Origin of the sequence: Shewanella sp. 10N.286.54.B9 (genome assembly GCF_041468565.1) — a bacterium.
In the GTDB taxonomy this organism is placed as follows: Bacteria; Pseudomonadota; Gammaproteobacteria; order Enterobacterales; family Shewanellaceae; genus Shewanella.
The window spans coordinates 13,969-39,410 of the sequence record NZ_JBFRIY010000042.1; the positions used below are offsets into that span (position 1 = coordinate 13,969).

The following is a 25,442-nucleotide window of genomic DNA, read 5'->3' on the forward strand; positions in this document are numbered from 1 at the left end:
ACAAATGAAAACGGTGAGCCAATGGCTCACCGTTTTACATCTTGTAGCTTGGTATGTATTTAACTGTTTGGCTTACCGTATAACGCACTTTGTGGATGCGGCGCTTCAGATGTCTGTTCTATTGCAGAGTCGGCGGCTATTTCAGGATCTTGCGCTTTCTTACTGATTTTCTGCGCTTGTAAAATCACAAATTTTCCATTTGAGGCTACCGTAGTACAGTTTTTGAAAATACGCTGCAGCTTTACATGGTAAGCCAAATGACGGTTACCCACTACATGTAAAATACCGCCATTTTTTAAACGTCTAAAGGCATCAAGGAACATCTGCCAGGCGATATGATCGGTAATGGCTTCGCCTTGATGAAAGGGCGGGTTACACAATATCAGATCTGGGCGGAAGCCTTCGCTCATATTGGTTAAACAATCATCCCAACCAAACGTTGCTTGTTCACCGACAAGTTCTGGGTTATCAAGCTGGTTAAGCGCCCAGTTGTCTTTTGCTGAAGCAACGGCCATTTCAGAATCATCAATAAAGTGGATATAAGCTTCTGGAAAGCACTGTTTAGCATGCAGACCCAAAATTCCGTTTCCACAACCCAAGTCGACGATTGATTTAAACTCACCTTTAGGCATGTTATCGAGCATGATGCGAGCGCCAATGTCGAGCTTACTTGCAGCAAACACGTTACTTAAGTTACTTATTTGCAGTTTGTATTCAGGGACTGACCAATTGGTGGTAGTCGGTAAAGTGCGCGGCTTACCATCTGCGATGCAGGTGATCACCCGGGTTTTCTTCCAGGTTAGACTTGCACTTGCTTCTCCTAGATGACGAGCGATGGTTTCTAATAGTGATTTATTTATTGATTTAGCTTTAGCGCCAATCAACACTTGTGTACCAGCGGGTAAAACTTGCGATAATCTCTTTAGCTGGTGGCTAAAGTAATTAAGGTTCTTAGGCAGTTTCATCAATACCAGTCCGATACCTTGCGGCAATTCATCACGGCTATTAACCCAGCTAAGGCTAGCGTCACTTAACTGATTACGCGCTAGGTTTTGAGTTGTGCCTAACAAGCTTGTTTTTGCGTCAGTTTCAAGGGTAAGCGGCCAGTCAGCAGCGATTGATAACAAGCCCGTGGTTAACGCGCCAAAGCTATCATTTATAACGGCGCTATTAACGGCTTTTTGATCGGAATCGATTAGATGCTTTATTAGGTGCTCATCGGCAGCATCCCATGCCTGCAGATTTGACTCTTGTCTGCTAGGGTAACGGAAGAGTTCGAGTTCAATACCCGATACTGAAAATTGTGTCGTCATATGCCAATAAGTACCTAATAAAAGAGGGCGCGTATTATCGCAGATTTATGATCTTAGGTATATGTTAGACGTAAGCTTATATCTATAGCCATTTAATTAGTCATTTGACGGTTTGAGAGGAGAGGGTATGAAACAAGTAGGCTTTGGGTTCGATGAGCAAGAGCCCTTACAAGCCAAAGCAGCCAGCAAGCCAAGGGATGAGACGTTGTTTAGTGGTAAAACCGCGGCGCCGTATACCTTAATAAAGGGCTATCTTAGTCAAGCGCAACAGCAGGCTTTGTTAATTGAAGCAGAGAGCTATCCAATGACAAGCCCTAAATTGACCGTATATGGTAAAAGCCACCCGATCCCACGTAGCCAAATTTGGTTTGCCGATAAAGGTTGTGACTATTTCTATTCTGGCTTGTTTATCGAAGCATTGCCTTGGCCGAAATATGCTGAAAAGCTGAGGCTAAAATTGAACCGAGAGTATTCATTGGTGAGTAACGGTGTGTTGGTTAACTGCTATCGAGATGGCACTGAATCGATGGGCTGGCACAGTGATGATGAAAAAGAGATTGAGCCTGGTAGTGATATCGCCTCTGTGACTATTGGCGCAAGTCGGGACTTTTTTATTCGCAATAGACGGACTAAAGAAAAAACAGTCTTAACCTTGAATGGTGGCGATTTACTGATCATGCATTGGCCAATGCAGCAAGAGTGGGAGCATGCACTACCCAAGCGGATGCGAGTGAAACAAACGAGAATTAACTATACTTTTAGAAAGTTGATAGTCGGTTTTCATCAGGCTTAAGTTTGCTGTTAATTTATACTGTTTTGTTATCCAGTTCGCACTTTACTATAAATATTTACTCTATGCTGAATTTAGCCGCGGGGGGATTGAATAGTAATTGTGAGTATTTTCAGAGATGTTACTAAGCTACGCTAGCCCACAATCTCCCATTCAAGCTTTAGCGACAGTAAGGAGTTTTCAATGAAAAAGATGTTTATAGCAACCGTGCTGGGCGCAGTGACACCAGGAGTGATTAAAGCGCTTGCACAGCTGACCCGTGAGTCTGGCGGTGAATGGATAACCAGTAAAGTGATTAAAGTTGACCATCATTTTGCTGCATTGCTAAAGATAGCGATTGAAGAGGAAAAGGCTGAGCAGTTAAAGGTCATGCTTAAAAGCGAGTTTCCTAAACTTAATGTGATGTTCGAGCCGTCTCATTGCGCCGAGCTACATAATCTAAGAGCGGTTAACTTTAATGTTGACTGCAAGGACCGTCCGGGACTGACTCGAGATATTGTTGATGTGTTAGTCAATTTAGATTTAGCGATCGAACATATGGAGTTTAACCGTGTCCATGTCTCAGTGATTGGCGAAACGATGTTTACCTCTAAGTTGACCGTTTTGCTGCCTATAGAGGTCAGCAATGCCAGTGTATTGGAGTTATTGGAAGGTGTGTCTGAAGGCTTAAGAGCAAATGTTATTTAAATAGCGTGTTATCCGTCACTTGGTCCGTTGGCAATTTTTTGCCTGCTGATAACCACTATGTTAACCGCGGACAGTCTTAGTCTTTTGCCGACAGTTGATCTTTTCGGCTCATGGCAGTAACCTGCCGCAATCGGATTTATGCCATTTGAGAGCCTCGTTATGTCAGTTGAAAAGATCATTACCGAAAAACTCACCACCGCACTTTCGCCAACACACTTAGAAGTGATCAATGAAAGTCATAATCATCATGTACCGCCCAACTCGGAAACTCACTTTAAAGTGATTATTAGCAGTAGCCAATTCAATGGTAAGCGCCTTATAGGTCGACATCGTGCTGTTAATGAGGCGCTTGCTGAAGAGTTTGCTCAAGGATTACATGCACTGTCTATGCATACCTTTACCCCTGAAGAGTGGGCAAAAGAGTCTGCTGTGCCTGCATCGCCTAAATGTAAAGGCTAGAAGCATTCGCAACGCGGGTACGAAAAAATCACAGCATGGCTGTGATTTTTTCGTTTTACGTCCAATAAATCATCGCTGACCTATAGCGAGTTAATGGGTTATTTTGATGCTGTTTTAAACGCAATCTGCCATTCAATTACTGCTGTATATCCTGCCGTTAGGCCGATAGTTGGCTAAGTTTCTGTGAAATATATTTTTGTATGATTTATTTGCTTATAAATATAGATGATAAGTCATTGAAAAAAGTTTATGACGCTGATGTTGACTCCAAGGCGGGGCTGGGTAAATATCACTGATTATAATAAAAATGACTTACAGTCGCTTTAGGCTGTAACCTACCCCATGCTCAATTAGAAAGCGCAATTGGAGACTCATTATGCCGTTATTAGATAGCTTTACCGTTGACCACACTCGAATGAATGCACCTGCTGTTCGTGTTGCCAAGTCTATGTCTACCCCTAAGGGCGATACAATAACAGTGTTTGACCTGCGTTTTTGCGTGCCCAATAAACAGATATTAAGCGAAAGAGGGATTCATACGCTTGAGCATCTTTTTGCTGGCTTCATGCGTGATCATCTTAATGGCGATAGTGTTGAGATCATCGATATCTCTCCAATGGGTTGTCGTACTGGCTTTTACATGAGCTTAATTGGCACACCTTCAGAGTCTGTTGTGGCGGATGCTTGGTTGGCAGCGATGCAAGATGTGTTAGCCGTGGTTGAACAATCAGAAATTCCTGAGCTGAATGAGTACCAGTGTGGTACTTATGAGATGCACTCTCTTGAACAAGCAAAAGAGATTGCGCGTAGCATCATATCTGCGGGTATAAATGTGAACCGTAACGATGAGCTTACTTTGAGCGATGAGATCTTAAACGGTCTGTAGTGATGCGGTTGTGCTAGTAGCAATTAAAAAAGCGGCTTAGGCTGCTTTTTACTTGCTACCCGTCGCAGCCTGTTTTACTGACATTATATTTTACGTCACTCACATCTCAATGAGTATAAAAGCTCAATTATCTGCATTTTAGTAAAAAATTTACGATATATTTAAGCGACTTAGCCAGTATTAAATTCAAATAACTGAGTTAGTAGGCTCTATTCTCGTACTGCAATTACCTGATTCTTTAGTCATATTGACGAAGTCCTTCAAAATGAGCTGTTCAAATATCCAACACTCGAATTATAGCTGACTCTTATTAATTTAATTCTAATATCACATTGGTAATAATAGCTGACCTATCTCTAACTCACTTATAAATATAGCTATTGTTTGATTGTGCTAGGTTAATTGAAACTTAAAAACTTAATCAATTCGGGCTGTTTGTTATTAAAACGTCGGTAACCTTTTAAAACACCCACATTTTTCATGGCGACCTTGTGATATTTGGGGTAAAATGCGCGCGACCAGCGTGATTGCGATCGCATTTCGGCGATAAATCTGCGCTAGCTCAACACGAAAAAAAGGTTTGTTTAAAACTTGTGTGTTTAGCAGGAACGCGGCGCATTGTCTTTCCTTCATAACGTAGTGCTTGTGGATATGATTACAATAAAGAAAGGATTGGACCTACCCCTAGTCGGTGGGCCAGAGCAAGTTATCCATGATGGCCCAGCCATCAACCATGTAGCTACTTTGGGTGAAGAGTATATTGGCTTACGTCCTACCATGAAAATAAAGGTAGGGGATAAAGTTAAAAAAGGTCAGGTTCTTTTTGAAGATAAAAAGAATTTGGGCGTAAAATATACTGCTTTAGCCAGTGGCACAATTTCCGAAGTTAACCGGGGCGCTCAACGTGTTCTGCAGTCTGTTGTTATTCAAGTCGAAGGGGATGACAGCATCTCTTTTGCTAAGTATGACGCCACTGCAATAGAATCAGTTGAAACTCAGCAAGTTCGTGACAACCTGATCGAATCAGGATTGTGGACGGCTCTGCGAACGCGTCCTTTCAGTAAAGTACCCGCAGTAGATTCTACCGCCGCCGGTATTTTTGTCACCGCTATTGATACTCAGCCGCTTGCAGCAGACCCTGTTGTGGTGATTGCAGAGCATAAAGCTGACTTTGAAATTGGCTTAAAGCTGCTTTCTAAGTTAACCGAAGGTAAAGTTTACCTTTGTAAGGCTCCTGGCGCTGATATCCCGAGTGCAAATGCTCAAGTTGAAGAGTTTGCTGGGGCACACCCTGCAGGCTTACCAGGTACGCATATTCACTTCCTATTGTCAGCTTCTGCAAACAGAACTGTGTGGCACATCAACTATCAAGATGTGATCGCGATAGGTCAGCTATTTACAACGGGTGAGCTTCATACTCAACGTGTTGTATCTGTAGCAGGTCCTAAAGCGGTTAAGCCTCGATTAGTTCGAACTGTTGTTGGCGCAGCGATGGCAGAGTTGACTCAAAATGAAGCTGATGAAGGTAATATTCGTGTTATCTCTGGCTCTGTTTTGAATGGACGTAATGCTATCGGTCCTCATGCTTACCTTGGTCGTTACCATAACCAAGTGAGCTTATTAGAAGAAGGCACTGAAAAAGAGCTATTCGGTTGGGCTATGCCTGGCAGCGATAAGTTCTCTATTACTCGTGCATTCCTAGGACACCTTTCATCTTCTCGTCTGTTTAGTATGACTACGAGCACCGGTGGCAGTGATCGTGCAATGGTACCAATTGGTAACTATGAACGTGTAATGCCGCTAGATATTCTTCCAACTATGCTATTACGTGACCTTGTTTCTGGTGACTACGATGGCGCAGCAACATTAGGTGCATTGGAGTTGGATGAAGAAGATTTGGCACTGTGTACTTTCGTATGTCCTGGTAAGTATGACTATGCGTCATATCTACGTGACTGTTTAGATACGATCGTGAGGGAAGGCTAATGGGCTTAAAACAGTTTTTCGAAAATATTGAACCGCAGTTTGAAAAAGGCGGTAAATATGAGAAGTTTTATGCGCTTTTTGAAGCCGCATATACTGTCTTTTATACTCCAGGTCACGTGAACAAGGGTCGTACCCACGTTCGTGATAACTTGGACTTAAAGCGTATGATGATTACGGTTTGGGCATGTGTATTCCCTGCGATGTTCGTAGGTATGTACAACGTAGGTTTACAAGCCCAAGATGCGTTAATCGCAGGTTTTGCTGCTCCAGATACTTGGCAAGTTGCTTTATTCGGACTGTTCGGTACTGAATTGACGGCAGATTCAGGTGTCGCCGCATTAATGTGGTATGGCGCTTGTTGGTTCTTACCCATATATGCAGTGACATTTGCTGTCGGTGGTATCTGGGAAGTACTATTTGCATCAGTACGCGGACATGAAGTTAACGAAGGCTTCTTTGTTACCTCGATTCTTTTCGCATTGACGCTACCCGCAACAATCCCGCTTTGGATGGTTGCGCTTGGTATCACCTTCGGTGTTGTGGTCGCAAAAGAGATCTTCGGTGGTACTGGTCGTAACTTCTTAAACCCGGCACTTGCAGGTCGAGCATTCCTATTCTTTGCTTATCCACTCAGTATGTCTGGTGACACGACTTGGGTTGTGGCGGACGGCTTCTCTGGTGCAACAGCACTGAGCCAAGCGGCGCAAGGCACATTAGAATATGGTTTCACTCAAGATTGGTGGAATGCTTTCTACGGTTTCATTCCTGGTTCTGTTGGTGAAGTATCCACATTAGCTATTTTGATTGGTGGCGCGGTTATCATCTATACCCGTATCGCTTCATGGCGCATTGTCGCTGGTGTGATGGCGGGCATGATTGCTGTTTCACTGCTACTTAATGCTATTGAAAGCGAAACGAATCCAATGTTTGCAATGCCTTGGTACTGGCACTTTGTATTAGGTGGCTTTGCTTTCGGCATGATGTTTATGGCGACAGACCCTGTTTCAGCGTCTTTCACTAATAACGCAAAATGGGCTTACGGTATCTTAATCGGTGCTATGGCAGTCTTCATTCGTGTTATCAACCCTGCTTTCCCAGAAGGCATGATGTTGGCCATCTTGTTCGCTAACCTATTTGCTCCATTGTTTGACCATTTCGTGGTTCAGTCAAATATCAAGCGGAGGATTGCTCGTGGCTAGTAATAAAGATTCGTTCGGAAGAACACTATTTGTTGTTGTTGGCTTGTGTTTCATTTGCTCTATGTTCGTTTCGACGGCAGCAGTATTATTGAAACCAACTCAGCAAGAGAACAAGTTACTCGATAAGCAAAAGTACATTCTTGAAGCTGCTGGTCTTATCAATACCAGAGAAGGCAAAGTTGAAAAAGCTGAAGTACTAGAAACTTACAATAAGTATGTTGAAGCTAAACTGGTTGACCTGAAAACTGGTGAGTTTGTTGCTGGCGATGCTGACACATTTGACACCGAAAAGGCAGCACGCACTCCGGCAACATCATTTGTGCCAGAAAACGACATCGCATCTGTCAAACGTGTCGCAAATAACGCGGTAGTTTACTTAGTGCATGATGATAACAAGCAGCTACAAACAGTGATTATTCCTGTTAAAGGCTATGGCTTGTGGTCAACAATGTTTGCTTTCTTAGCGGTTGAGCCAGACTTGAATACAATTCGTAGCTTGGTGTACTACAGCTTTACAGGTTCTGGTGAAACCCCAGGTCTGGGCGGCGAAGTGCAAAACCCACAATGGATTGCTAAGTGGAGTGGTAAGAAGCTATACAATGAAAAGGGTGAATTGGCGATTAGCGTCACTAAGAATCCTGTTGTAGCCGCTTCTCCGTACGGTGTTGACGCACTGTCTGGTGCAACGCTTACCGGTAACGGTGTACAAAACTCTCTGACATTCTGGTTAGGTGAAGAGGGCTTTGCTCGCTTTATCGAAAAAGCTCGCAATGGAGGGCTTAGCTAATGGCTGATGCTAAAGAACTTAAATCGGTTCTAATTGGACCTATTGTTAGCAATAACCCGATTGCTTTGCAAATCTTGGGTGTATGTAGTGCCTTGGCTGTTACCAGCAAAATGGAAACAGCGTTGGTAATGACGATTGCATTGACTGCCGTATGTGCGCTTTCGAATCTGTTTATTTCACTGATCCGTAATCACATTCCAAGTAGCGTTCGTATTATTGTACAGATGACGATTATTGCTTCATTGGTAATCGTGGTTGACCAAGTACTACAGGCTTACGCTTACGATGTTGCTAAGCAGCTATCTGTATTCGTTGGTTTGATTATTACTAACTGTATCGTGATGGGCCGTGCTGAGGCTTTCGCGATGAAGACACCTCCAATGATGAGTTTCATGGATGGTCTAGGTAATGGTTTAGGCTACGGTGCAATCCTACTTTCAGTTGGCTTCGTACGTGAATTGTTTGGTAACGGTTCATTGTTCGGCATTGAAATCTTAAGCAAGATTTCAGACGGTGGCTGGTATCAGCCTAACGGCCTATTGCTACTGCCTCCAAGTGCGTTCTTCCTGATCGGTGCATTGATCTGGATTATTCGTGTGATGAAGCCAGAGCAAGTAGAAGCAAAAGGATAAGCATAATGGAACATTATATTAGTCTACTAATTCGTTCTGTTTTCATTGAAAACATGGCGCTGTCCTTTTTCCTTGGTATGTGTACTTTCTTAGCGGTATCGAAGAAAGTAAAAACAGCCATGGGTCTAGGTGTTGCTGTTATCGTGGTACTGGCAATTTCAGTGCCTGTTAACCAAATTATCTATCAAGGTATCCTTGCTCCTGGCGCACTCGCTTGGGCAGGTGTTCCAGATGCTGACTTGAGCTTCTTGAAGTTCATCACCTTCATTGGTGTTATTGCAGCATTGGTTCAAATCCTTGAGATGGCATTGGATAAGTATTTCCCACCGCTATATAACGCATTGGGGATCTTCCTACCGCTAATCACTGTAAACTGTGCCATTTTCGGTGCAGTATCTTTCATGGTTGAGCGTGACTACAACCTTGGTGAGAGTTTAGTGTTTGGTATTGGTTCTGGTATCGGTTGGGCATTAGCACTTGTGCTACTGGCTGGTATCCGTGAGAAGTTGAAATATGCTGATGTTCCTGATGGGCTTCGCGGCTTAGGTATTACCTTTGTTACCGCTGGTTTGATGGCTCTAGGTTTCATGTCGTTCTCTGGTGTGTCTCTGTAAAGAGGCATCATAACGACGTCTTAATTTGAACCTTTAAGGATAAGTTAATGGGTATTCTTGAATCTACTCCAATCGATGTCTATCTCGGTGTGAGTATGTTTACTGCGATTGTATTGATTTTGGTTTTGGTTATTTTATTCGCCAAATCAAAGTTAGTACCAAGCGGTGATGTCACCATCGGCATCAATGATGATGCAGATAAAGCAATTAAAACTGCAGCAGGCGGCAAGCTACTGGGTGCACTAGCAGAGAGCGGTATTTTCGTATCGTCTGCATGTGGTGGCGGTGGTACTTGTGGTCAGTGTAAAGTACACGTTAAATCTGGTGGTGGGGACATTCTGCCTACTGAGATGGATCATATTAGCAAAGGTGAGGCTCGTGAGGGCTGTCGTTTATCTTGCCAGGTAAATGTTAAAGCTGATATGGAGATCGAACTAGAAGAAGAGATCTTTGGTGTTAAGAAGTGGGAATGTGAAGTTATCTCTAACGATAGCAAAGCAACCTTCATTAAAGAGCTTAAGCTTCAAATCCCTGATGGCGATTCAGTACCTTTCCGTGCTGGTGGTTATATTCAGATTGAAGCACCTGCGCACCATGTTAAATATGCAGATTACGATATCCCTGCAGAGTACCGTGGTGACTGGGAGCATTTTGGCTTCTTCAACTTAGAGTCTCAAGTTGACGATGAAACAATCCGTGCTTATTCAATGGCGAACTATCCTCTAGAGGAAGGTATCATCATGCTTAACGTACGTATTGCATCTCCACCTCCGCGCAACCTATCTCTGCCTTGTGGTAAGATGTCATCGTACATCTTTAGCCTTAAAGCGGGTGATAAGGTCACTATCTCTGGTCCGTTCGGTGAGTTCTTTGCAAAAGAAACTGACGCTGAAATGGTATTTGTGGGTGGTGGTGCTGGTATGGCGCCAATGCGTTCTCATATCTTCGACCAACTTAAGCGTCTTAACTCTAAGCGTAAGATGAGCTTCTGGTATGGTGCACGTTCTAGCCGTGAAATGTTCTATGTAGAAGATTTTGATGGCTTAGCGGCTGATAATGACAACTTCCAGTGGCATGTCGCACTGTCTGATCCGCAGCCCGAAGATAATTGGGACGGTTACACTGGCTTTATTCATAACGTATTGTACGAAAACTACCTACGCGATCATGAAGCGCCAGAAGATTGTGAGTTCTACATGTGTGGCCCACCAATGATGAACGCGGCTGTTATTAGCATGCTTAAAGATCTTGGTGTCGAAGATGAAAACATCTTACTCGATGACTTCGGTGGCTAACCTCTCTCTAATTGGAGATCTAGGTCAATATGTATAAGACCTTAGTAAACTGGCTGGCCCTTATTGGGTTAGCCTTTTTTATTTCAGGATGTGGTAAACCTGCTGAAATAATTTCACTGTCTGGTAACACTATGGGCACAACTTACCATATTAAAGTTGTGCGCAGTGAGTCGCTGCCAGATGTTCAATTGCTGCAAGCTGAAATTGATCTGGCACTTGAGAAAGTCAACGATCAAATGTCAACTTATCGTCCAAACTCTGAGCTGTCTTTGTTCAATCAGATGACTAGCAATGCCCAGATGGAAGTATCGCCAGATACTGCTAAGGTCATTGCTGAAGGCATTGCGTTGTACAAAACGACTGATGGCGCGCTGGATATTACTTTAGGGCCTTTGGTCAATTTATGGGGTTTTGGCCCAGATAAAAGACCGACAACTGTGCCGACAGCAGAGATGATTGCAGACGCAAAAGCTCGCACAGGCATTGAGTCTCTGTCTTTGTCTGGTAATAAAGTGAGCAAGCAAAACCCTGATCTGTATGTTGATCTTTCATCAATTGCCAAAGGCTTTGGTGTTGATAAAGTCGCTGCATTACTCGATAAGTATCAGCCCCAAGGATACTTAGTTGAGATTGGCGGCGAAATTAGCTTAAGAGGCACTAAACCTGATGGTTCACTTTGGGTTATTGCCATAGAGCAACCGAGTGATTCAGCGACCGATGCACAGCAAATTATATCGCTTAAAAATATGGCGATGGCAACATCTGGTGACTATCGTAACTATTATGAGGAGGACGGAAAGCGTTTCTCTCATTTGATTGATCCGAGAACGGGGTACCCAATTGACCATCGATTAGCGTCGGTGACAGTACTGCATAAAGAGTCAATGGCCGCTGATGGCTACGCTACCGCTATGATGGTTTTAGGTACGCAGGCATCACTAGAACTTGCTAATCGTGAGCATCTTGCGATAATGCTAATAGAAAAGCAGGATGAAGGCTTTAAAGTTTTCTATAGCGAAGCATTTAAACCTTTCGTTACTCAGTAGTTGGAGTCGAATATGAGCACATTTATTGCGGCATTTGTCGTGTTACTAGCATTTTTCTTCTTAATGTCTATCGGTTATTTGGTTAAGAAAAAAGAGGTGGCAGGAAGCTGCGGTGGTCTAGGCGCACTGGGAATTGAAAAAGCATGTGATTGTGATGATCCGTGTGACAAGCGTAAAGCCAGAATGGCTGAACAGGAACGTCGTGAAAAGTTAGAGCAGAACCGAATCATCTAACTCGCTATTGGCACTGTTATTAAGGCTCCTTTCTAAGGGGCCTTTTTTATATCTTTTGAAGCTAGAATGGTTAAGACTAATACTCTTCAGGTCTATTTTTTCTAGCTTGTTAAATATTTATAGCTTTCAACCAAATTGCAGACCTTGCAATAGGTTATTTTTATTCAAAAAAATCTCCTTACTCAAATGAATCCTAATTAATAACCATAGTAGTAATGATAATAGTTATCTTTATTAAGTGGCTGAAATTAAAGGTTAATTTGTATTTGTGTGTTTTTTGCTCTAATCTGTATTTGTTGATATAGATCAATTTTCAGATAAGGAATACAGAATGAAAGGGCAACCCAAAGTCATCAGTCTGCTCAACAAGGTGCTAACGAGTGAGCTGACAGCGATTAACCAATACTTCCTCCATGCGCGCATGTTCAAAAACTGGGGACTCGGTGAGCTTGATGAGAAAGCTTACAAGAAATCAATTCAAGATATGAAACATGCTGACAAGATCATTGAACGGATCTTGTTTCTTGAAGGGTTGCCGAATCTACAACAGTTGGACAAAATTCGTATTGGAGAACATAGCCAAGAGATGCTCGAATGCGACAAAGTGATGCTGGAAGAAGAGCTTGTATTACTGCGTGATGCCATTGCCTTATGTGAACAATCTGCTGACTACGTTAGCCGTGATATTTTGGAAGATCTGCTTGAAGATGAAGAGGAACATTTAGACTGGCTTGAAGCCCAGTTAGAGCTTATCTCGCTGACAGGTATTCAAAACTACTTACAATCTAAAATGGACTAACCGGAGACGATTATGAAAGGTAACAAAGAAGTCATCGACACACTTAATAAGTTGCTCACCGGTGAGTTGTCAGCAATGGATCAGTATTTTGTTCATGGCCTAATGTATGAAGATTGGGGTCTTAATGAATTGCATGAGAGGATTTCTCATGAATCAGATGATGAGCGCGAACATGCTAAAAAGCTGGTGCAGCGCATTTTGTTTTTAGAAGGTACGCCAGACGTCGCCAGTCGTGAACCACTCAATATCGGTAAAGATACTGAGCAGATGCTTAAGAACGATCTTGCTTATGAATACCAAGTGGCCGATAACCTTCGTAGTGCTATTGCTTTATGTGAAGAGAAAAGAGATTACGAAAGCCGTGAGATCTTAGAGGTATTGCTAGAAGAGACTGAGTCTGATCATATGTACTGGCTAGAAAAACAGTTAGGTTTGATTGATAAAGTCGGTTTACAAAATTACTTACAGAGTAAGATGTAGCCAACTTAGCAGCGTTAACTCGGCGTTGTAGTATTTGCTTGAGCACCCCACTTTGATAGTGGTGGTGCTCTTTGCTTTTTAGGCGTTTTTTAATGTTTATAAAATGAAATTGCTTATAATTTGGCTAAGTCTATACAGCTAATATTCAGCTAGAGAGGATTACTATAATAAGGTACAAATAATTCATTAAATTTGTTGCGGCGATGGTTTTTTGTACTAACCTTAGAGTGCGCAAGTGTGGTTATTTTGATAGCTAAAAAATACAAGGGGAGATTATGATTATTTCAGCGAAAAACAACGTTCATGAAAGCGATAACCAGCTGATAATCGAACGTCTTCTTTTTAAGATAAGAAAGCTTGAACAGCAACTTGAAATCGCTGAGTCAGGTAATAGACGCAGCTCTTCATCACAAAAGAGTAATAGCCAGTCGGCCCTCACTGCTGATGAACTTTCAATGTTGACGAATCTTTTCTAGTATTGGTCAGTCCTTTCATTACCTGAACATTCACTTTAGAGCCTTTCACTGTATCTGTATTGGAGCAGTAGCAAAATAATCTAGCACTGCTCTTTTCTTTTGAAATGATCTGCTGCCATTGCTAGCACTTTTATTCCAATGTAACTTTCAATTTACAACTCGCCAGTTAAATGTTGATTTTTGTGCTTTAATCTTGTGTTAATTCTGTTAAATTCATTATTCCTAGAAAAATATAATAATAAAGGAATATACAATGCTTTGGTTTAAACGCTCGCTAAGTATGCAGCTGGTTGTGACTATTGTTGGCGCTTTGGCGGTACTGTTTACCATCGTCGCACTGTTCTTAGTTAAGAATGAAAGCACTAGTACGCGTCAACAAATTGATAGTGATCTCACTGGGCTGGTTCAGCTCAAATCTACTGAAGTTCGTAGCTACTTTGTCGCAAAGGGGCAGTTGATCCATGCGGTGTTTGCAGACCCTAGTGTACTGGAGTGGTTCGCTAACTATAACAATCGCCTAAGCGATCTATCATCAGATAAGCAATATGACTCTATCGTTGAGTACTTTAAGTTTTTTTCCGATCAAGACAGTGATATCAAATCGGTCTTCTTTGGCTCTGCCAACACCTTTGAGTATTTCGACCTAAACGGCCGCTACAACGATAGCGAGTACTACACTAATAAACGCCCTTGGTGGCAAGAAGCTATAGATAAAGACGGCATGTTTGTTGGTGATCCTGCAGTAGATGCTAATGATGGCTCCATATCTGCAACGGTTAAAACTGTTGTTAAAGATCAATCTGGCCGTTTGTTAGGAATTGGCGGAATGGATATCTTAATTGATACCATTGGCAGTGAACTATTAGCGCCCATCAAGTATCAAGGTGCGGGCCAAGCCTTTCTTATTACCAATGCTGGTAAATTGGTTTATTTTCCCGGTTTTAATGAAAAATTTCCCCCAGGTTCAGATGCTTCAAAAGTCGATAGTCAATTTAAAGATACAAATGGCTTTAGCGCGTTAAGCAGACAGATGCAGTCACAATCGTCAGGATTTGCAGAAGTTACCTTTAAAGGTCAGTCTCAGCGTGTCAGCTTTGTTGAAGTGGGTGGGGATTTCCCGGAGCAGAAGTGGCATTTGGCCTTTATGTTACCGACTGAAGTGATAGAAGCGCCGGTAACTGACGCTATCATTAATTCGATTCTTCTCTCATGTTTGATCATGCTATTTGTTGGCGTTACCGTTTGGGGAATGCTGTTACCGTTTAGAAAGCAGCTCAATAGTTTACTCGCAGCAATGGAAGATATTGCTGAAGGTGATAGCGACTTGGCTAAACGGATCCAAATGGATAGAGAGGATGAGCTTGGCAAGCTCGGCGATGCCTTTAATCGCTTTGCCGCCAAAGTGCAGGGAATGCTGCAAGAAACTCGCGACTTAACCCTAGAGGTTGAAAATGGTGTTTCAGCAGCGTCCGAAGTCAGTGAACGTGCACTCAATTCTGTAGCACAGCAAAAAGAAGAGATAGCCTCAGTAGCAACAGCAGCCACCGAGATGGCGCATACAAGCCAAGAGATGGCTGCGAGTGCTCAACGTGCCAGTGACTTTGCTGACAAAGCACAAACTGAATCGGTTGAGGGTGGCGCCATTGTTGCGCAAGCGAGCCAAGGTATGCAGTCGCTATCATCGCAAGTTATTGAAGCTGCAAAGGTTGTTAAGCAGTTAAGAACTCGTTCAGAACAGATTGGTGAAGTGCTCAATGTTATTCGAGGTATTGCAGAGCAAACTAACCTGTTAGCGCTTAATGCGGCAATTGAAGCAGCAAGAGCAGGTGAGCAGGGTAGAGGGTTCGCAGTTGTCGCAGATGAGGTAAGAACACTTGCATCACGCACACAAGATTCAACAGCAAACATTCAAGAGATAATCCAAACGCTACAGCAAAATGCCAATGAAGCTGAGCAAGTGATGGAGGCAGGTGTCGAGCAGGCCAATATCGGTCAGCAACTTACTGGCAAAGTTGAAGTGGCGTTAGATAGTATTACCGGAGCCATTGAAGCTATCCAACAGCAAACGATTGAGATCTCCGCTGCGGTCGGCCAGCAAGCTGTGGTCGCAGAAGAAGTGGCGTGCAATGTTGAAAATGTCAGAGCGCTGTCTGATGACTCACTTGCCGCCAGTGAGGAGTTATCGCAGAACTTTGGTAACTTTGCACAAGTTACCGAGTCACTGTCGGGTAATATTAAGCAGTTTAAAATCTAGCGCTTAGCTTGAATTGATGACATTAAAACGGAGCCTATTGGCTCCGTTTTTGTTATGTGTTGTCACGTAAATACAGCCGATGAAGTGTCTTTTGAGTTAACTTTACTTGAGTACTGTTTTTATATACAGTATAGTTCTCGGCGGAGGAGTTAAGATTGCGAAAAATAATTCATGTCGATATGGACTGCTTCTATGCTGCTGTAGAGATGCGTGATTTTCCAGAGTTACAAGGTAAACCTATCGCTGTGGGTGGCCGAAGCGATCGCCGCGGTGTGATCAGCACTTGTAACTATGAAGCACGTAAGTTTGGCGTACGCTCGGCGATGGCATCGGGTTACGCTCTTAAGCTTTGTCCTGATCTTATTTTGGTACCTGGTCGAATGCAGGTCTATAAGGATGTGTCTTGCCAAATTAGAGCGGTGTTTGAGCGTTATACCGATTTGATTGAGCCACTGTCACTCGATGAGGCTTATCTTGATGTCACTGAAAGTGATTACTGCCACGGTTCTGCAACGTTAATGGCGCAAGCTATTCGGCAAGAGATATTTGCCGAGACTGGGCTGACAGCATCTGCAGGCATCGCTCCAGTTAAGTTTCTTGCCAAGATAGCTTCAGATCTAAACAAACCCAACGGGCAATATCTTGTCAGGCCTGACCAAATTGATGAATTTGTTAAAACCTTACCATTAATTAAAATTCCCGGCGTGGGCAAGGTTACCGCTAAAAAGCTAACTGAGTTAGGACTAAATACCTGCGCCGACGTGCAGGCGTATCCGCAAAATAAACTACTAGAACGATTTGGAAAATTTGGGGCTGTATTGATAGAAAGGGCAAAAGGGATCGACAATCGAGGGATATCGCCAAATAGAGAGCGAAAGTCAGTGGGGGTTGAAACCACATTGGCAAAAGACATTCATACACTGGAGCAGTGCCGAGCGGTGATGCCGCAGCTTATACAAGAACTGGGTGCTAGAGTTAATCGCAGCGCTAAAGATAGGCTGATTCATAAACAGGTTGTTAAGCTCAAATTTGAAGACTTTAAGCAGACAACGATTGAGCATCGCAGTGACGAGATCTCGGTTAATATGTTTTATCAACTACTAGAGCAAGCGATGGAGCGCCAACATGATCGCGGTATTCGTTTATTAGGTGTCGCCGTAGGGTTAGCCTCAAACAGCCAAGCTGATAGCCATGAAGGGACAGCGCCACCACAAATGGATCTTGGCTTTTAGCGATAAAATAAAAAAGCCGCTTAAGAGCGACTTTTTTATTGGCTGAATATCAGAATAGCAATTAGCTACCTTTCACAGGTGTACGTTCAAGTACGGCCAGCAATAGTTTCCAGTATTGACCAACGGTAGTGATATTGACCTTTTCATCTGGGCTATGTGGATAGCGGATGGTTGGGCCAATAGAAACCATATCCATCTCTGGGTAAGGCTTCTTAAATAAACCACACTCAAGGCCGGCATGGATCACCATGATGGTCGGCTCTTTGTTGTAGATATCTTCATAAGTCTCACGCACACTTGCCATTACAGGCGAGCTATTGTCAGGCTTCCAACCTGGGTATGCGCCGCTAAACTCAACGTTAGCACCGGCAAGATTGCTCAATGAGGTTAGTACGCCTTCTATCTCTTCACGACCTGAATCGATCAGTGAGCGAATAAGGCAAAGCACCTGTACTGAGTCAGTCTCAGTGCTAATAACCCCAACGTTTAACGAGGTTTCAGTTACGCCTTCAACTTCATCACTCATGCGCACTACGCCGTTAGGGCAGGCATTGAGGATATCGATCAAAATCTGCTGCGAGTCTTCACTCATCACTTTCGTTTCTGCTGGTATTTCTGTCAGCGTTAGTTCAGTGTCAGGGTCAGCAATGGCCAATTCTTGGCGAACTAATGCCTGGAACTCGCTAATACGGCTTTGTAGCAGGGTGACGTTTTCAGCAGGAAGCATAAAGCTAATTTGAGCTTCACGAGGGATTGCATTACGCAGTGAGCCACCGGTGAAATTTGTCAGTTCAATTGCCAGCTCATCGCTGTAATCAAACAAGAATCTAGCCAGTAATTTGTTGGCATTACCACGACCTAAATGAATGTTCACCCCAGAGTGTCCGCCTTTAAGGCCTGCAAGCGATAGTGTATAGCTTGAGTTGCTTGGCTCTGGAGATTGCCAAACCATAGGCACGCTAATTTGGCCATCAACGCCACCGGCGCAGCCCATGTAGATCTCACCCTCTTGCTCTGAATCGGTATTGATTAAAATCTCTGCTTCAAGCATGCCAGCTTCAAGGCCGAATGCACCGGTCATACCGGCTTCTTCGTCGATAGTCAGCAGTACTTCTAGCGGGCCGTGAGCAATATCATCAGCACCAAGAACCGCTAATGCTGAAGCCATACCAATACCGTTATCGGCACCAAGGGTAGTGCCACGAGCCTTAACCCAATCATCTTCAACGTAGGCATCGATGGGATCCTTTTCAAAGTCATGCACTTTATCAGCATTCTTTTGTGGAACCATATCGATATGCGCTTGCAGAACGACGGTTTTACGATCTTCCATGCCTGCTGTAGCGGCTTTCTTGATAATAAGATTACCGACTTTATCTTCGACAACAGATAGCTGTTTATCTTTTGCCCAAGCTTGAATGTGTTCACTCAGAGCTTGCTCATGCTTTGAAGGATGTGGAATGGCACAGATTTGTTCGAACCATTGCCAAAGTGCTTGTGGTTGTAGCTGGTTTAGTGCGGTCACAGAAAGTTCCTCTATTTTGAGATTATCACTACTGCGCTGGTGCGCTTGAGGCTGAAAATGGCAATATTCTATCATAGTCTCAGAAACAGCAAGAGGGGTTTACTGCGCTTTACCTATTCAGTGTCAGCTGAAGTTGCCATAGAAGGTTTCAAGCTTGATTAAGTCGTTGGTAATCTGCACGTAATAGGATGATAATGCCAGCAATTAAAAATAAAAAGGAAGGGTCATGGCTGTAGTTAAATATGTTGATGTAGCCTCGCAAGAGGCGATTTTTGAAGGTAATGGATGGGATGCGCTAGTGGTTGTGGCAGCCGATCTCAATGCGATTAAGGTTGAGGAAGTGGCATTGCTGGCCAATCATGGTCAGAAAGTTGATCAGCGAGTCGGCAAATCGGTAACGCTGTTATTTGCGCCAGGCATTGCCGGCGGGCGATTAGTCATTGCACCGGTAACCAAAGCTGCTGATGAGTATGAAGATGTAAGAGTGTTTGCTGATGCGGCACGCCAAGGTATTCGAGTCGCTAAAGAAGCGGGAGCCAAACGACCATTGTTATTAGTTAATGGTATCGGAGAGTCGCGTTATCAAAAAGCGGCTGAGGTATCGGCTTTAGCATGCGGACAAGAGCTATGGCAGGCGCTTGAACTACGCGAAGCGGGTGGGGCTGATGACTCGTTAGAGTGTATCGGTCTATTGAGTGACAGCCATCATGCTGCAACGCTGACCGCTATTGAAGCTGGCCGTGTGTTAGCTCGCGATCTTTGTGGTACCGAGCCTGAGCGTATGTCTGCCCCCGCTTTTGCCGATTACTGCTTGGCTGCACTTGCTGATAGTGGTTTAACGATGTCAGTGGTAGAAGACAGAGATATTTTAGAACGTGATTATCCGCTACTGAGCGCGGTTGGCCGTTCATCTTTTGCTGTACTGAGACATCAGCCCCGAGTGGTTAAGCTAGAGTATGTCGGTGAGGGCGAAATCGAACGCACCTTTATGTTTGCTGGTAAAGGTGTGGTTTATGACACTGGCGGCGCAGATATAAAAATTGCTGGTGGTATGGCCGGTATGAGTCGAGATAAAGGCGGCGCTGCAGCCGTGGCAGGTTTGCTAAAAACCGTTAGTATGCTTAAACCGAAAGGGATCCGTATTGTTGCTGAGCTTGGCTTAGTGCGAAACAGTATTGGTAGTGAGGCATTTGTGACTGATGAAATTATTACCAGTCATGCAGGCAAGCGCGTGCGTATTGGTAATACCGACGCCGAAGGGCGACTGGTATTGGCTGATCTACTATCGCACCTGCGTCTTAAAGCGGAATCAGCGGTAAAACCTGAAATGTACTCTGTCGCAACCTTGACTGGCCACGTGGTGCGCTGTTTTGGCGGTTATACTGCTGCGGTAGAAAACAGTGTCGCTAAACAGCAAAATGTTGCCGAACGTATTCAGCAACAAGCGGCAATTTGGGGCGAGCCAATAGAAGTGAGTCAATTACGCCGAGATGATTTTAGCAAAATTATTGATCCGTCAGCGGCTGCAGACATGTTGTCATCAAATAATGCACCTTCATCGGTGACAGCTCGTGGGCACCAATACCCAGCAGCGTTTTTAATTCAAGCATCTGGTTTAAGTCAGCATGGCTTAAATAGCGCTACACCTATCGCTTATACGCACTTAGATATCGCTGGTAGCGCGACCGAAGGCCACCCGCAATATGGTAGCCCAACCGCAACACCATTAGTTGGGCTGTTTAACTATATGGTCGATAGTCAGTAAGTTTTACACGCTAAACCGTTAAAGCCGACTCTTAAGTCGGCTTTTTAATGAGGTTTAGGTAATAAAATTACAGTTTGAGTTGTTTTTTGGCTTTTTTAATAAAAATAGTTGTAATAAAACTACATTTAGTTATAATGATTTCCGTTGATTAGGCAGGTGTCTAATCGAGCTAGTCTATCCAGGATGGATAATTCTCCAAGGAATCGAGCGACGAGTTGGCTTTGCTTAACCCACGATGGGGCACAGTTAGCATGCAGAGTATTTGGAATTCAACTTAGTTAGGAGTATTGATTATGTCTTTTACAAAGAGCACGACTATTTATTCGCAGAGCTTTTGGTTAAACACAGATGTTTTGCGTGGCGGAATATACGCCATGGCTTACAAGGGCTAACCACCTAGTAGGTCGCAAGTTTTCATCACCTTTATTGCATCTATTCGATGTTTATAGACCAAGTTGTAGATTGACCCAATTTACAATTGATTATCGCTAGCGCGCTAACCAATTTCCATCAGAAAACTTGAATATGTCTTGCCCGCTCATTGAGCGGGCTTTTTTTTGCGTTATAGCCATTGAGCAATTTGAGTCATTAATTGTCGGATCCAGTTGGTTAAAGGTAATTATTCTGATCGGAATCTGTTAACAATTGGCGTCAACCTCAATAAACAGCGATTTTATGTGATCTACACACACAATAAGTGTGGTTAAATTACGTTTAAAGCCTCTTTTTGGTATTATATTGAATTAATAGTTGTAATAAAATTACAGTTATCTATAATGGCTCTCGTTGGTTAGGGTGAATGCCTACCACAGATTAGTCTATCCAGGATGGATAATTCTCCAAGGAATCGAGCGACAAGTTGACTCGTCAGTTTAATTGGTCTCAACCCCGTAATTAAATTGATTCGAGTATTTTTTCAACTTTGTTAGGAGTAATGATTATGTCATTTACAGCTAGTAGTACTATTTATTCGCAGAGCTTTTGGTTAAACACCGATGTAATGCGTGGCGGTCTATATGCTATGACTTTTAAGGGCTAACCCTCCTTAAGAGTAGTTTCAATATCCATCAACCTTATAACACCCTTTGGGTGTGTTTAGACGCAAGTTGTATGTTGATGCTAGTCAACATGCCATTGATTAACGCTGGCGCGCTAACCGATTTCCTTATGGAACACTTGAATATGTCTGCCTGCTCTTTGAGCAGGCATTTTTTTTGCCTGTAATTCAAGGTTTTGTCTGGAGATTAATGGCAATACCTTGCTATGAATTAACGCTAGCAGTGTTATGCCGATTTCCTTATGGAACACTTGAACATGTCTGCCTGCTCTTTGAGCAGGCATTTTTTTTGCCTGTAATTTGGTGTGGGCTTATTAATAGGGTTTGCTGAGGTGGATTTGTAGAATTAACGCTAGCAGTGTTATGCCGATTTCCTTATGGAACACTTGAATATGTCTGCCAGCTCTTTGAACAGGCATTTTTTTGCCTGTAATTCAAGGTTTTGTCTGGGGATTAATGACAATACCTTGCTATGAATTAACGCTAGCAGTGTTATGCCGATTTCCTTATGGGATACTTGAATATGTCTGCCTGCTCTTTGAGCAGGCATTTTTTTGCCTGTAATTTGAGGTGGGATTGCCACATATCAAGCTTCGCTTGACCAAAGTCGTGAGCTTCCAGCTCACACTCGGCCAAAAGGGGATCAACAGCAATCCCCTCTTGGATCACCTCTGTCACCCCGACGAAGTTGTTGAGCCTCGCTCATTTTCGAAAATAGCTATCGCCTTATATTCGCCGTCCATGGCTCACCTAAGGCTAACTCGGCATCCATGCCTCACTCACGCGATTTGTCTTCGATGAGTTCGGCAACTTCGATGGGGTGGTGTATTCTGTTCGTTTTTGAAACTCACTTCTGCCCCATTGTAAGTTACGTGAAGCGTCTGCTTGACCTACTTTTTGTTATGAGTGAAAGTGGCTGAAGATGCCTGTTTTTTTAACTTGTTGTTGATATGAAAACTAGTTTAAGTATTCGCACTTACACAAAGCACTTTAGTAGCCATGTTCACGATAGCTATCATCAACTGGTACTGCCTATTCAAGGCAATATTAATATTGATATGAATGGTTTCTTGGGTAAGGTGAGTGTCGGTGAATGCGTGGTGATCCCAAAAGGAATAGCACATGGATTTACTGCTGATGAAGCCGCACGATTCATTGTAGCTGATTATGGTCAACTTCCTTCACATTTGATCAGTGAGGAGTTAGCCGTTTTTTCAACCTCTCCCCCTTTGTTGAGCTTTCTTCACTTTGTTGAAAAGCAACTTGAATATCAGGTGGATAATCAAATTGAAGCTTCTATAGTCAATATTTTTACTTTATTGCTGGGACAGCAAGAGTTGTCTCGAACGAGCGATCCACGAATTCGTGCAGTACAGAACATGATCAGCGAACGGCTAGCCGAGCCTCTAACTATTCAATCGCTTGCTAAGGCTGTATATCTTAGTCCAACCCAGTTCAAGAAGCTTTTTAAAGAAAACATAGGAATGAGTGTGCTCAAATACATTACTGAGCAACGTATGGAAAAGGCTAAGGCACTGCTAACCCATACTGACTTACCTGTGCAGTTAATAGCTGAACGAGTAGGATACAGTGACCTTTCAGCTTTTAGTCGACGTTTTTCCACCAATTATGGAATGTCACCAAGAGCGTTCGCTCGTTCTTGAGTTAGTCTATTTAAGCAACTATTGCGTCCTTTTAGCAAAAACACAATGTGATTAATCGCCTAAGATTTCTGCCTTGTTATCAGTTCCTCGGTAGAATATTTATGTTGTACAATCGCTATACTTCCTATCAGCTCGGCATTTTCTCGATACTGTTTGCTTCAGTCTTATGGGGGACTACTGGCACAGTCGCTAGTTTAGCTCCAGATATCAGTTCTCTGGCAATAGGTGCTTTTTCAATGGGGGTTGGTGGGCTTTTTCAAGTCGCACTGTCTCGCAAGCAACTTCGACATGATTTCAAAAAGATTCTGAATCATAGAAGGAAATTGACGATTAGTGCAATTGCTTTAGCTGCCTACCCATTAGCATTTTATTCCTCCATGAGGCTGGCTGGTGTCGCAATTGGTACCGTGATTTCTATTGCTACAGCACCGTTTTTTGCGGTTTTACTTGAGTGTCTATTTAGCAAAGGTAAAAGCATCACGAAAAAATGGTTGCTAAGCTTCTCTGTCGGAATTGCAGGCATCATGTTGTTAGTTTTCTCAGAGTCATCTGCAACCCATACAGTCAGTAACTTAAGACTGATTGGCATCTTGTTGGGTTTTATGGCGGGTTTATTTTATGCCGTCTATTCGTGGGTTGCTAAAACACTCATTGAACAGGGTGTCGAATCCCAATCGGCTTTAGGCTGTATTTTTGGTTTTGGTTCATTAATTTTGCTCCCAACACTTTTGGTCACTGGCGAAAACCTTTTTGCATCAACAACCAATATTCTGGTAGTTGGCTATATGGCTTTGATTCCAATGGGTTTAGGTTATATTGCTTATGGATTTGGCCTAAGGTTTGTGACCGCAAGCAGTGCAAGTTTGATTACGCTTTTTGAACCTGTTGTAGCTGCAGCTTTAGCTGTGGTGGTGGTTGGTGAGTCGATACCGCTGCTTGGTTGGAGTGGTATCGGTTTAATCCTCATTTGTTTGTTGATTCAAGTAAAAGACAGTTAGCCACCCACGAACAAATACTCATGGATACTATCATGCCTAATTGTGTCCTATGTTAAGCATTAGGCTGACTACTAAAGTGGTTTGATGGCTCTATATCGAGCCGCACCACGAAATTAGACACCTTACCAAGCGATTTTCCAATACCTAGAATTATTCGCATGTTACTAAAGTAGCAAAGTCGCTAACTCAGAAATGTCCATTAGCGTGTCAGTACGGGTTATCCTGGCTGACACTAATCTGCCCCTTTATGCGTTAGCTGGGTAAGTTAGGCGATCGGAGAACTGTCGATATAGCCTTATATTTTCTAATCTATTGTGCAATCAGATCTGCCTTTTAAAGTACTAGATATATTCAGTTATAATTCCACACTGATATTCCGTGAGGAAAGATAACGAAAACACACATTTTATGCTCGATAAATCCTTGTAAATGCAAAGCAGGATGCATTAAGGCTGATAGCCTTTCACCATCAAAGTCAGCCGCGATATCCATGTAGCAGACTTATAAAAGTTACTTAGGCTTGCCTAAACTAAAATCTCCGCTAAAAATTCATCAAAGAATAAAGCCAAGTGAAAAAATTGAATAGTCATAGAAACTTCGATACTGTCGTTGTATTGTGTTAAAAATTAATAAAAAATGAGTAATTCTACAGGCTCGTTATATTTTTCGGAGAGTCATGAATAATTTTCCAATCGTAGAGACTGAAAGACTTATCTTGAATGAGCAATCCGTTGATGATTCTGAATCAATTTTCGCCATGTTTTCTGATAGCGAAGTAACTGAATATTATGATCTACATTTCACTACGGAAAATGAAGCCCTAGAATTAGTTAAAGATGATATTGAGAGTTTTAATAATCAAAAAAGTGTTAGGTGGGCTATTCGAGAAAAATCAACTAGTGAGTTTATTGGCAGTTGTGGCATTAATCGCTTTGAAGAAAGTAACGATGTGGCGGTTATAGGTTATGAATTTGTGAAAAAGTCATGGGGAAAAGGCTTTGCTCAGGAGGCTGTACGTAAAGTTATCGAGTTCTCATTTTCGAGTCAATGTCCCAAATTTGTTAATAAGATTGAGGCATACGTTATGTTAGGCAATGGTGCTTCAGAGTCTGTGCTTAAAAAGTTAGGGTTCCAATGTGATGGTGTGCTGAGACAGCACGGTAAATGGAAAGGCTCATATCATGATCTCAAAGTGTTTTCTATTTTACGTTCAGATGTAATAAATAGATATGTGGGGTCAGTGTCTGACGAATCCCCACAAAAA

The 25,442-nt window shown here is 42.9% G+C and carries 23 protein-coding genes; 21 read left to right on the forward strand and 2 right to left on the reverse strand.

From position 1 onward, the window contains the following. Window positions 1–59: 59 nt before the first annotated feature. A complete protein-coding gene (locus AB4135_RS15690; protein WP_371994325.1) occupies window positions 60–1,313 on the reverse strand; it encodes a methyltransferase in 1,254 nt (417 codons plus the stop codon). Window positions 1,314–1,440: 127 nt separating this feature from the next. Here AB4135_RS15690 and AB4135_RS15695 point away from each other — a divergent pair, with 127 nt between their 5' ends. The 17 genes from AB4135_RS15695 (at window position 1,441) to dinB (ending at window position 17,169) form a co-directional block, all read left to right on the forward strand. Next, entirely contained in the window at window positions 1,441–2,106 is a 666-nt protein-coding gene (locus tag AB4135_RS15695; protein ID WP_371994326.1) for an alpha-ketoglutarate-dependent dioxygenase AlkB, read from the forward strand. A 180-nt stretch (window positions 2,107–2,286) separates the two neighbouring features. Next, a complete protein-coding gene (locus AB4135_RS15700; RefSeq protein ID WP_371994328.1) occupies window positions 2,287–2,790 on the forward strand; it encodes an ACT domain-containing protein in 504 nt (167 codons plus the stop codon). Window positions 2,791–2,949: 159 nt separating this feature from the next. Then, entirely contained in the window at window positions 2,950–3,249 is a 300-nt protein-coding gene (locus tag AB4135_RS15705; protein WP_371994329.1) for a BolA family protein, read from the forward strand. Between the two features lie 376 nt (window positions 3,250–3,625). Further along, window positions 3,626–4,135, forward strand: coding sequence for an S-ribosylhomocysteine lyase (gene luxS / locus AB4135_RS15710; protein ID WP_371994331.1), 510 nt, complete (start codon window positions 3,626–3,628; stop codon window positions 4,133–4,135). A 651-nt stretch (window positions 4,136–4,786) separates the two neighbouring features. Further along, complete coding sequence (locus AB4135_RS15715; RefSeq protein ID WP_371994359.1) at window positions 4,787–6,121, forward strand: Na(+)-translocating NADH-quinone reductase subunit A; 1,335 nt, start codon at window positions 4,787–4,789, stop codon at window positions 6,119–6,121. Beyond that, window positions 6,121–7,320: an NADH:ubiquinone reductase (Na(+)-transporting) subunit B gene (locus AB4135_RS15720; protein ID WP_371994333.1), complete on the forward strand. Its 1,200-nt coding sequence runs from the start codon at window positions 6,121–6,123 to the stop codon at window positions 7,318–7,320. The genes AB4135_RS15715 and AB4135_RS15720 overlap by 1 nt, the downstream gene beginning before the upstream one ends. Further along, complete coding sequence (locus tag AB4135_RS15725) at window positions 7,313–8,107, forward strand: Na(+)-translocating NADH-quinone reductase subunit C (RefSeq protein ID WP_371994335.1); 795 nt, start codon at window positions 7,313–7,315, stop codon at window positions 8,105–8,107. The genes AB4135_RS15720 and AB4135_RS15725 overlap by 8 nt, the downstream gene beginning before the upstream one ends. Beyond that, window positions 8,107–8,739: an NADH:ubiquinone reductase (Na(+)-transporting) subunit D gene (locus AB4135_RS15730; protein WP_020911344.1), complete on the forward strand. Its 633-nt coding sequence runs from the start codon at window positions 8,107–8,109 to the stop codon at window positions 8,737–8,739. Before AB4135_RS15725 ends, AB4135_RS15730 begins: the two co-directional genes overlap by 1 nt. A 5-nt stretch (window positions 8,740–8,744) precedes the next feature. Next, window positions 8,745–9,353: an NADH:ubiquinone reductase (Na(+)-transporting) subunit E gene (gene nqrE, locus AB4135_RS15735; RefSeq protein WP_012156317.1), complete on the forward strand. Its 609-nt coding sequence runs from the start codon at window positions 8,745–8,747 to the stop codon at window positions 9,351–9,353. 47 nt (window positions 9,354–9,400) lie between these two features. Then, window positions 9,401–10,648 carry an NADH:ubiquinone reductase (Na(+)-transporting) subunit F gene (nqrF, locus tag AB4135_RS15740; RefSeq protein WP_371994338.1) on the forward strand — a complete coding sequence of 416 codons (1,248 nt, stop codon included), beginning with the start codon at window positions 9,401–9,403 and terminating at the stop codon, window positions 10,646–10,648. A gap of 29 nt (window positions 10,649–10,677) precedes the next feature. Then, window positions 10,678–11,694, forward strand: a complete 1,017-nt coding sequence (locus AB4135_RS15745) for an FAD:protein FMN transferase (protein ID WP_371994340.1) — start codon at window positions 10,678–10,680, stop codon at window positions 11,692–11,694. A gap of 12 nt (window positions 11,695–11,706) precedes the next feature. Beyond that, window positions 11,707–11,928: a (Na+)-NQR maturation NqrM gene (gene nqrM, locus AB4135_RS15750; RefSeq protein ID WP_020911348.1), complete on the forward strand. Its 222-nt coding sequence runs from the start codon at window positions 11,707–11,709 to the stop codon at window positions 11,926–11,928. Window positions 11,929–12,259: 331 nt separating this feature from the next. Continuing rightward, window positions 12,260–12,727 (forward strand): bacterioferritin, encoded by a 468-nt coding sequence (gene bfr, locus AB4135_RS15755; RefSeq protein WP_220735981.1) that lies wholly within the window; start codon window positions 12,260–12,262, stop codon window positions 12,725–12,727. A gap of 12 nt (window positions 12,728–12,739) precedes the next feature. After that, window positions 12,740–13,207 (forward strand): bacterioferritin, encoded by a 468-nt coding sequence (gene bfr / locus AB4135_RS15760; RefSeq protein WP_248973208.1) that lies wholly within the window; start codon window positions 12,740–12,742, stop codon window positions 13,205–13,207. Between the two features lie 275 nt (window positions 13,208–13,482). After that, the gene (locus AB4135_RS15765; RefSeq protein ID WP_371994342.1) at window positions 13,483–13,683 is read left to right on the forward strand and encodes a hypothetical protein; all 201 of its coding nucleotides are present in this window, start codon (window positions 13,483–13,485) and stop codon (window positions 13,681–13,683) included. 253 nt (window positions 13,684–13,936) lie between these two features. Further along, window positions 13,937–15,937 (forward strand): methyl-accepting chemotaxis protein, encoded by a 2,001-nt coding sequence (locus AB4135_RS15770; RefSeq protein WP_371994343.1) that lies wholly within the window; start codon window positions 13,937–13,939, stop codon window positions 15,935–15,937. Window positions 15,938–16,092: 155 nt separating this feature from the next. Beyond that, window positions 16,093–17,169, forward strand: coding sequence for a DNA polymerase IV (gene dinB / locus AB4135_RS15775; RefSeq protein ID WP_371994345.1), 1,077 nt, complete (start codon window positions 16,093–16,095; stop codon window positions 17,167–17,169). A gap of 61 nt (window positions 17,170–17,230) precedes the next feature. Here dinB and AB4135_RS15780 read toward each other — a convergent pair whose 3' ends face one another. Further along, the gene (locus AB4135_RS15780) at window positions 17,231–18,694 is read right to left on the reverse strand and encodes an aminoacyl-histidine dipeptidase (RefSeq protein ID WP_371994347.1); all 1,464 of its coding nucleotides are present in this window, start codon (window positions 18,692–18,694) and stop codon (window positions 17,231–17,233) included. Window positions 18,695–18,920: 226 nt separating this feature from the next. Between AB4135_RS15780 and AB4135_RS15785 the strand changes: the two genes are divergently transcribed. The 4 genes from AB4135_RS15785 to AB4135_RS15800 all read left to right on the forward strand — a co-directional run. After that, a complete protein-coding gene (locus AB4135_RS15785) occupies window positions 18,921–20,459 on the forward strand; it encodes a leucyl aminopeptidase family protein (protein WP_371994349.1) in 1,539 nt (512 codons plus the stop codon). Between the two features lie 2,007 nt (window positions 20,460–22,466). Beyond that, complete coding sequence (locus AB4135_RS15790; protein ID WP_017037469.1) at window positions 22,467–23,180, forward strand: AraC family transcriptional regulator; 714 nt, start codon at window positions 22,467–22,469, stop codon at window positions 23,178–23,180. A gap of 101 nt (window positions 23,181–23,281) precedes the next feature. Then, window positions 23,282–24,178 carry a DMT family transporter gene (locus AB4135_RS15795; RefSeq protein ID WP_136999796.1) on the forward strand — a complete coding sequence of 299 codons (897 nt, stop codon included), beginning with the start codon at window positions 23,282–23,284 and terminating at the stop codon, window positions 24,176–24,178. Window positions 24,179–24,854: 676 nt separating this feature from the next. Further along, window positions 24,855–25,442: GNAT family N-acetyltransferase (locus tag AB4135_RS15800; protein WP_371994351.1), on the forward strand; the 588-nt coding region annotated here is incomplete at its 3' end.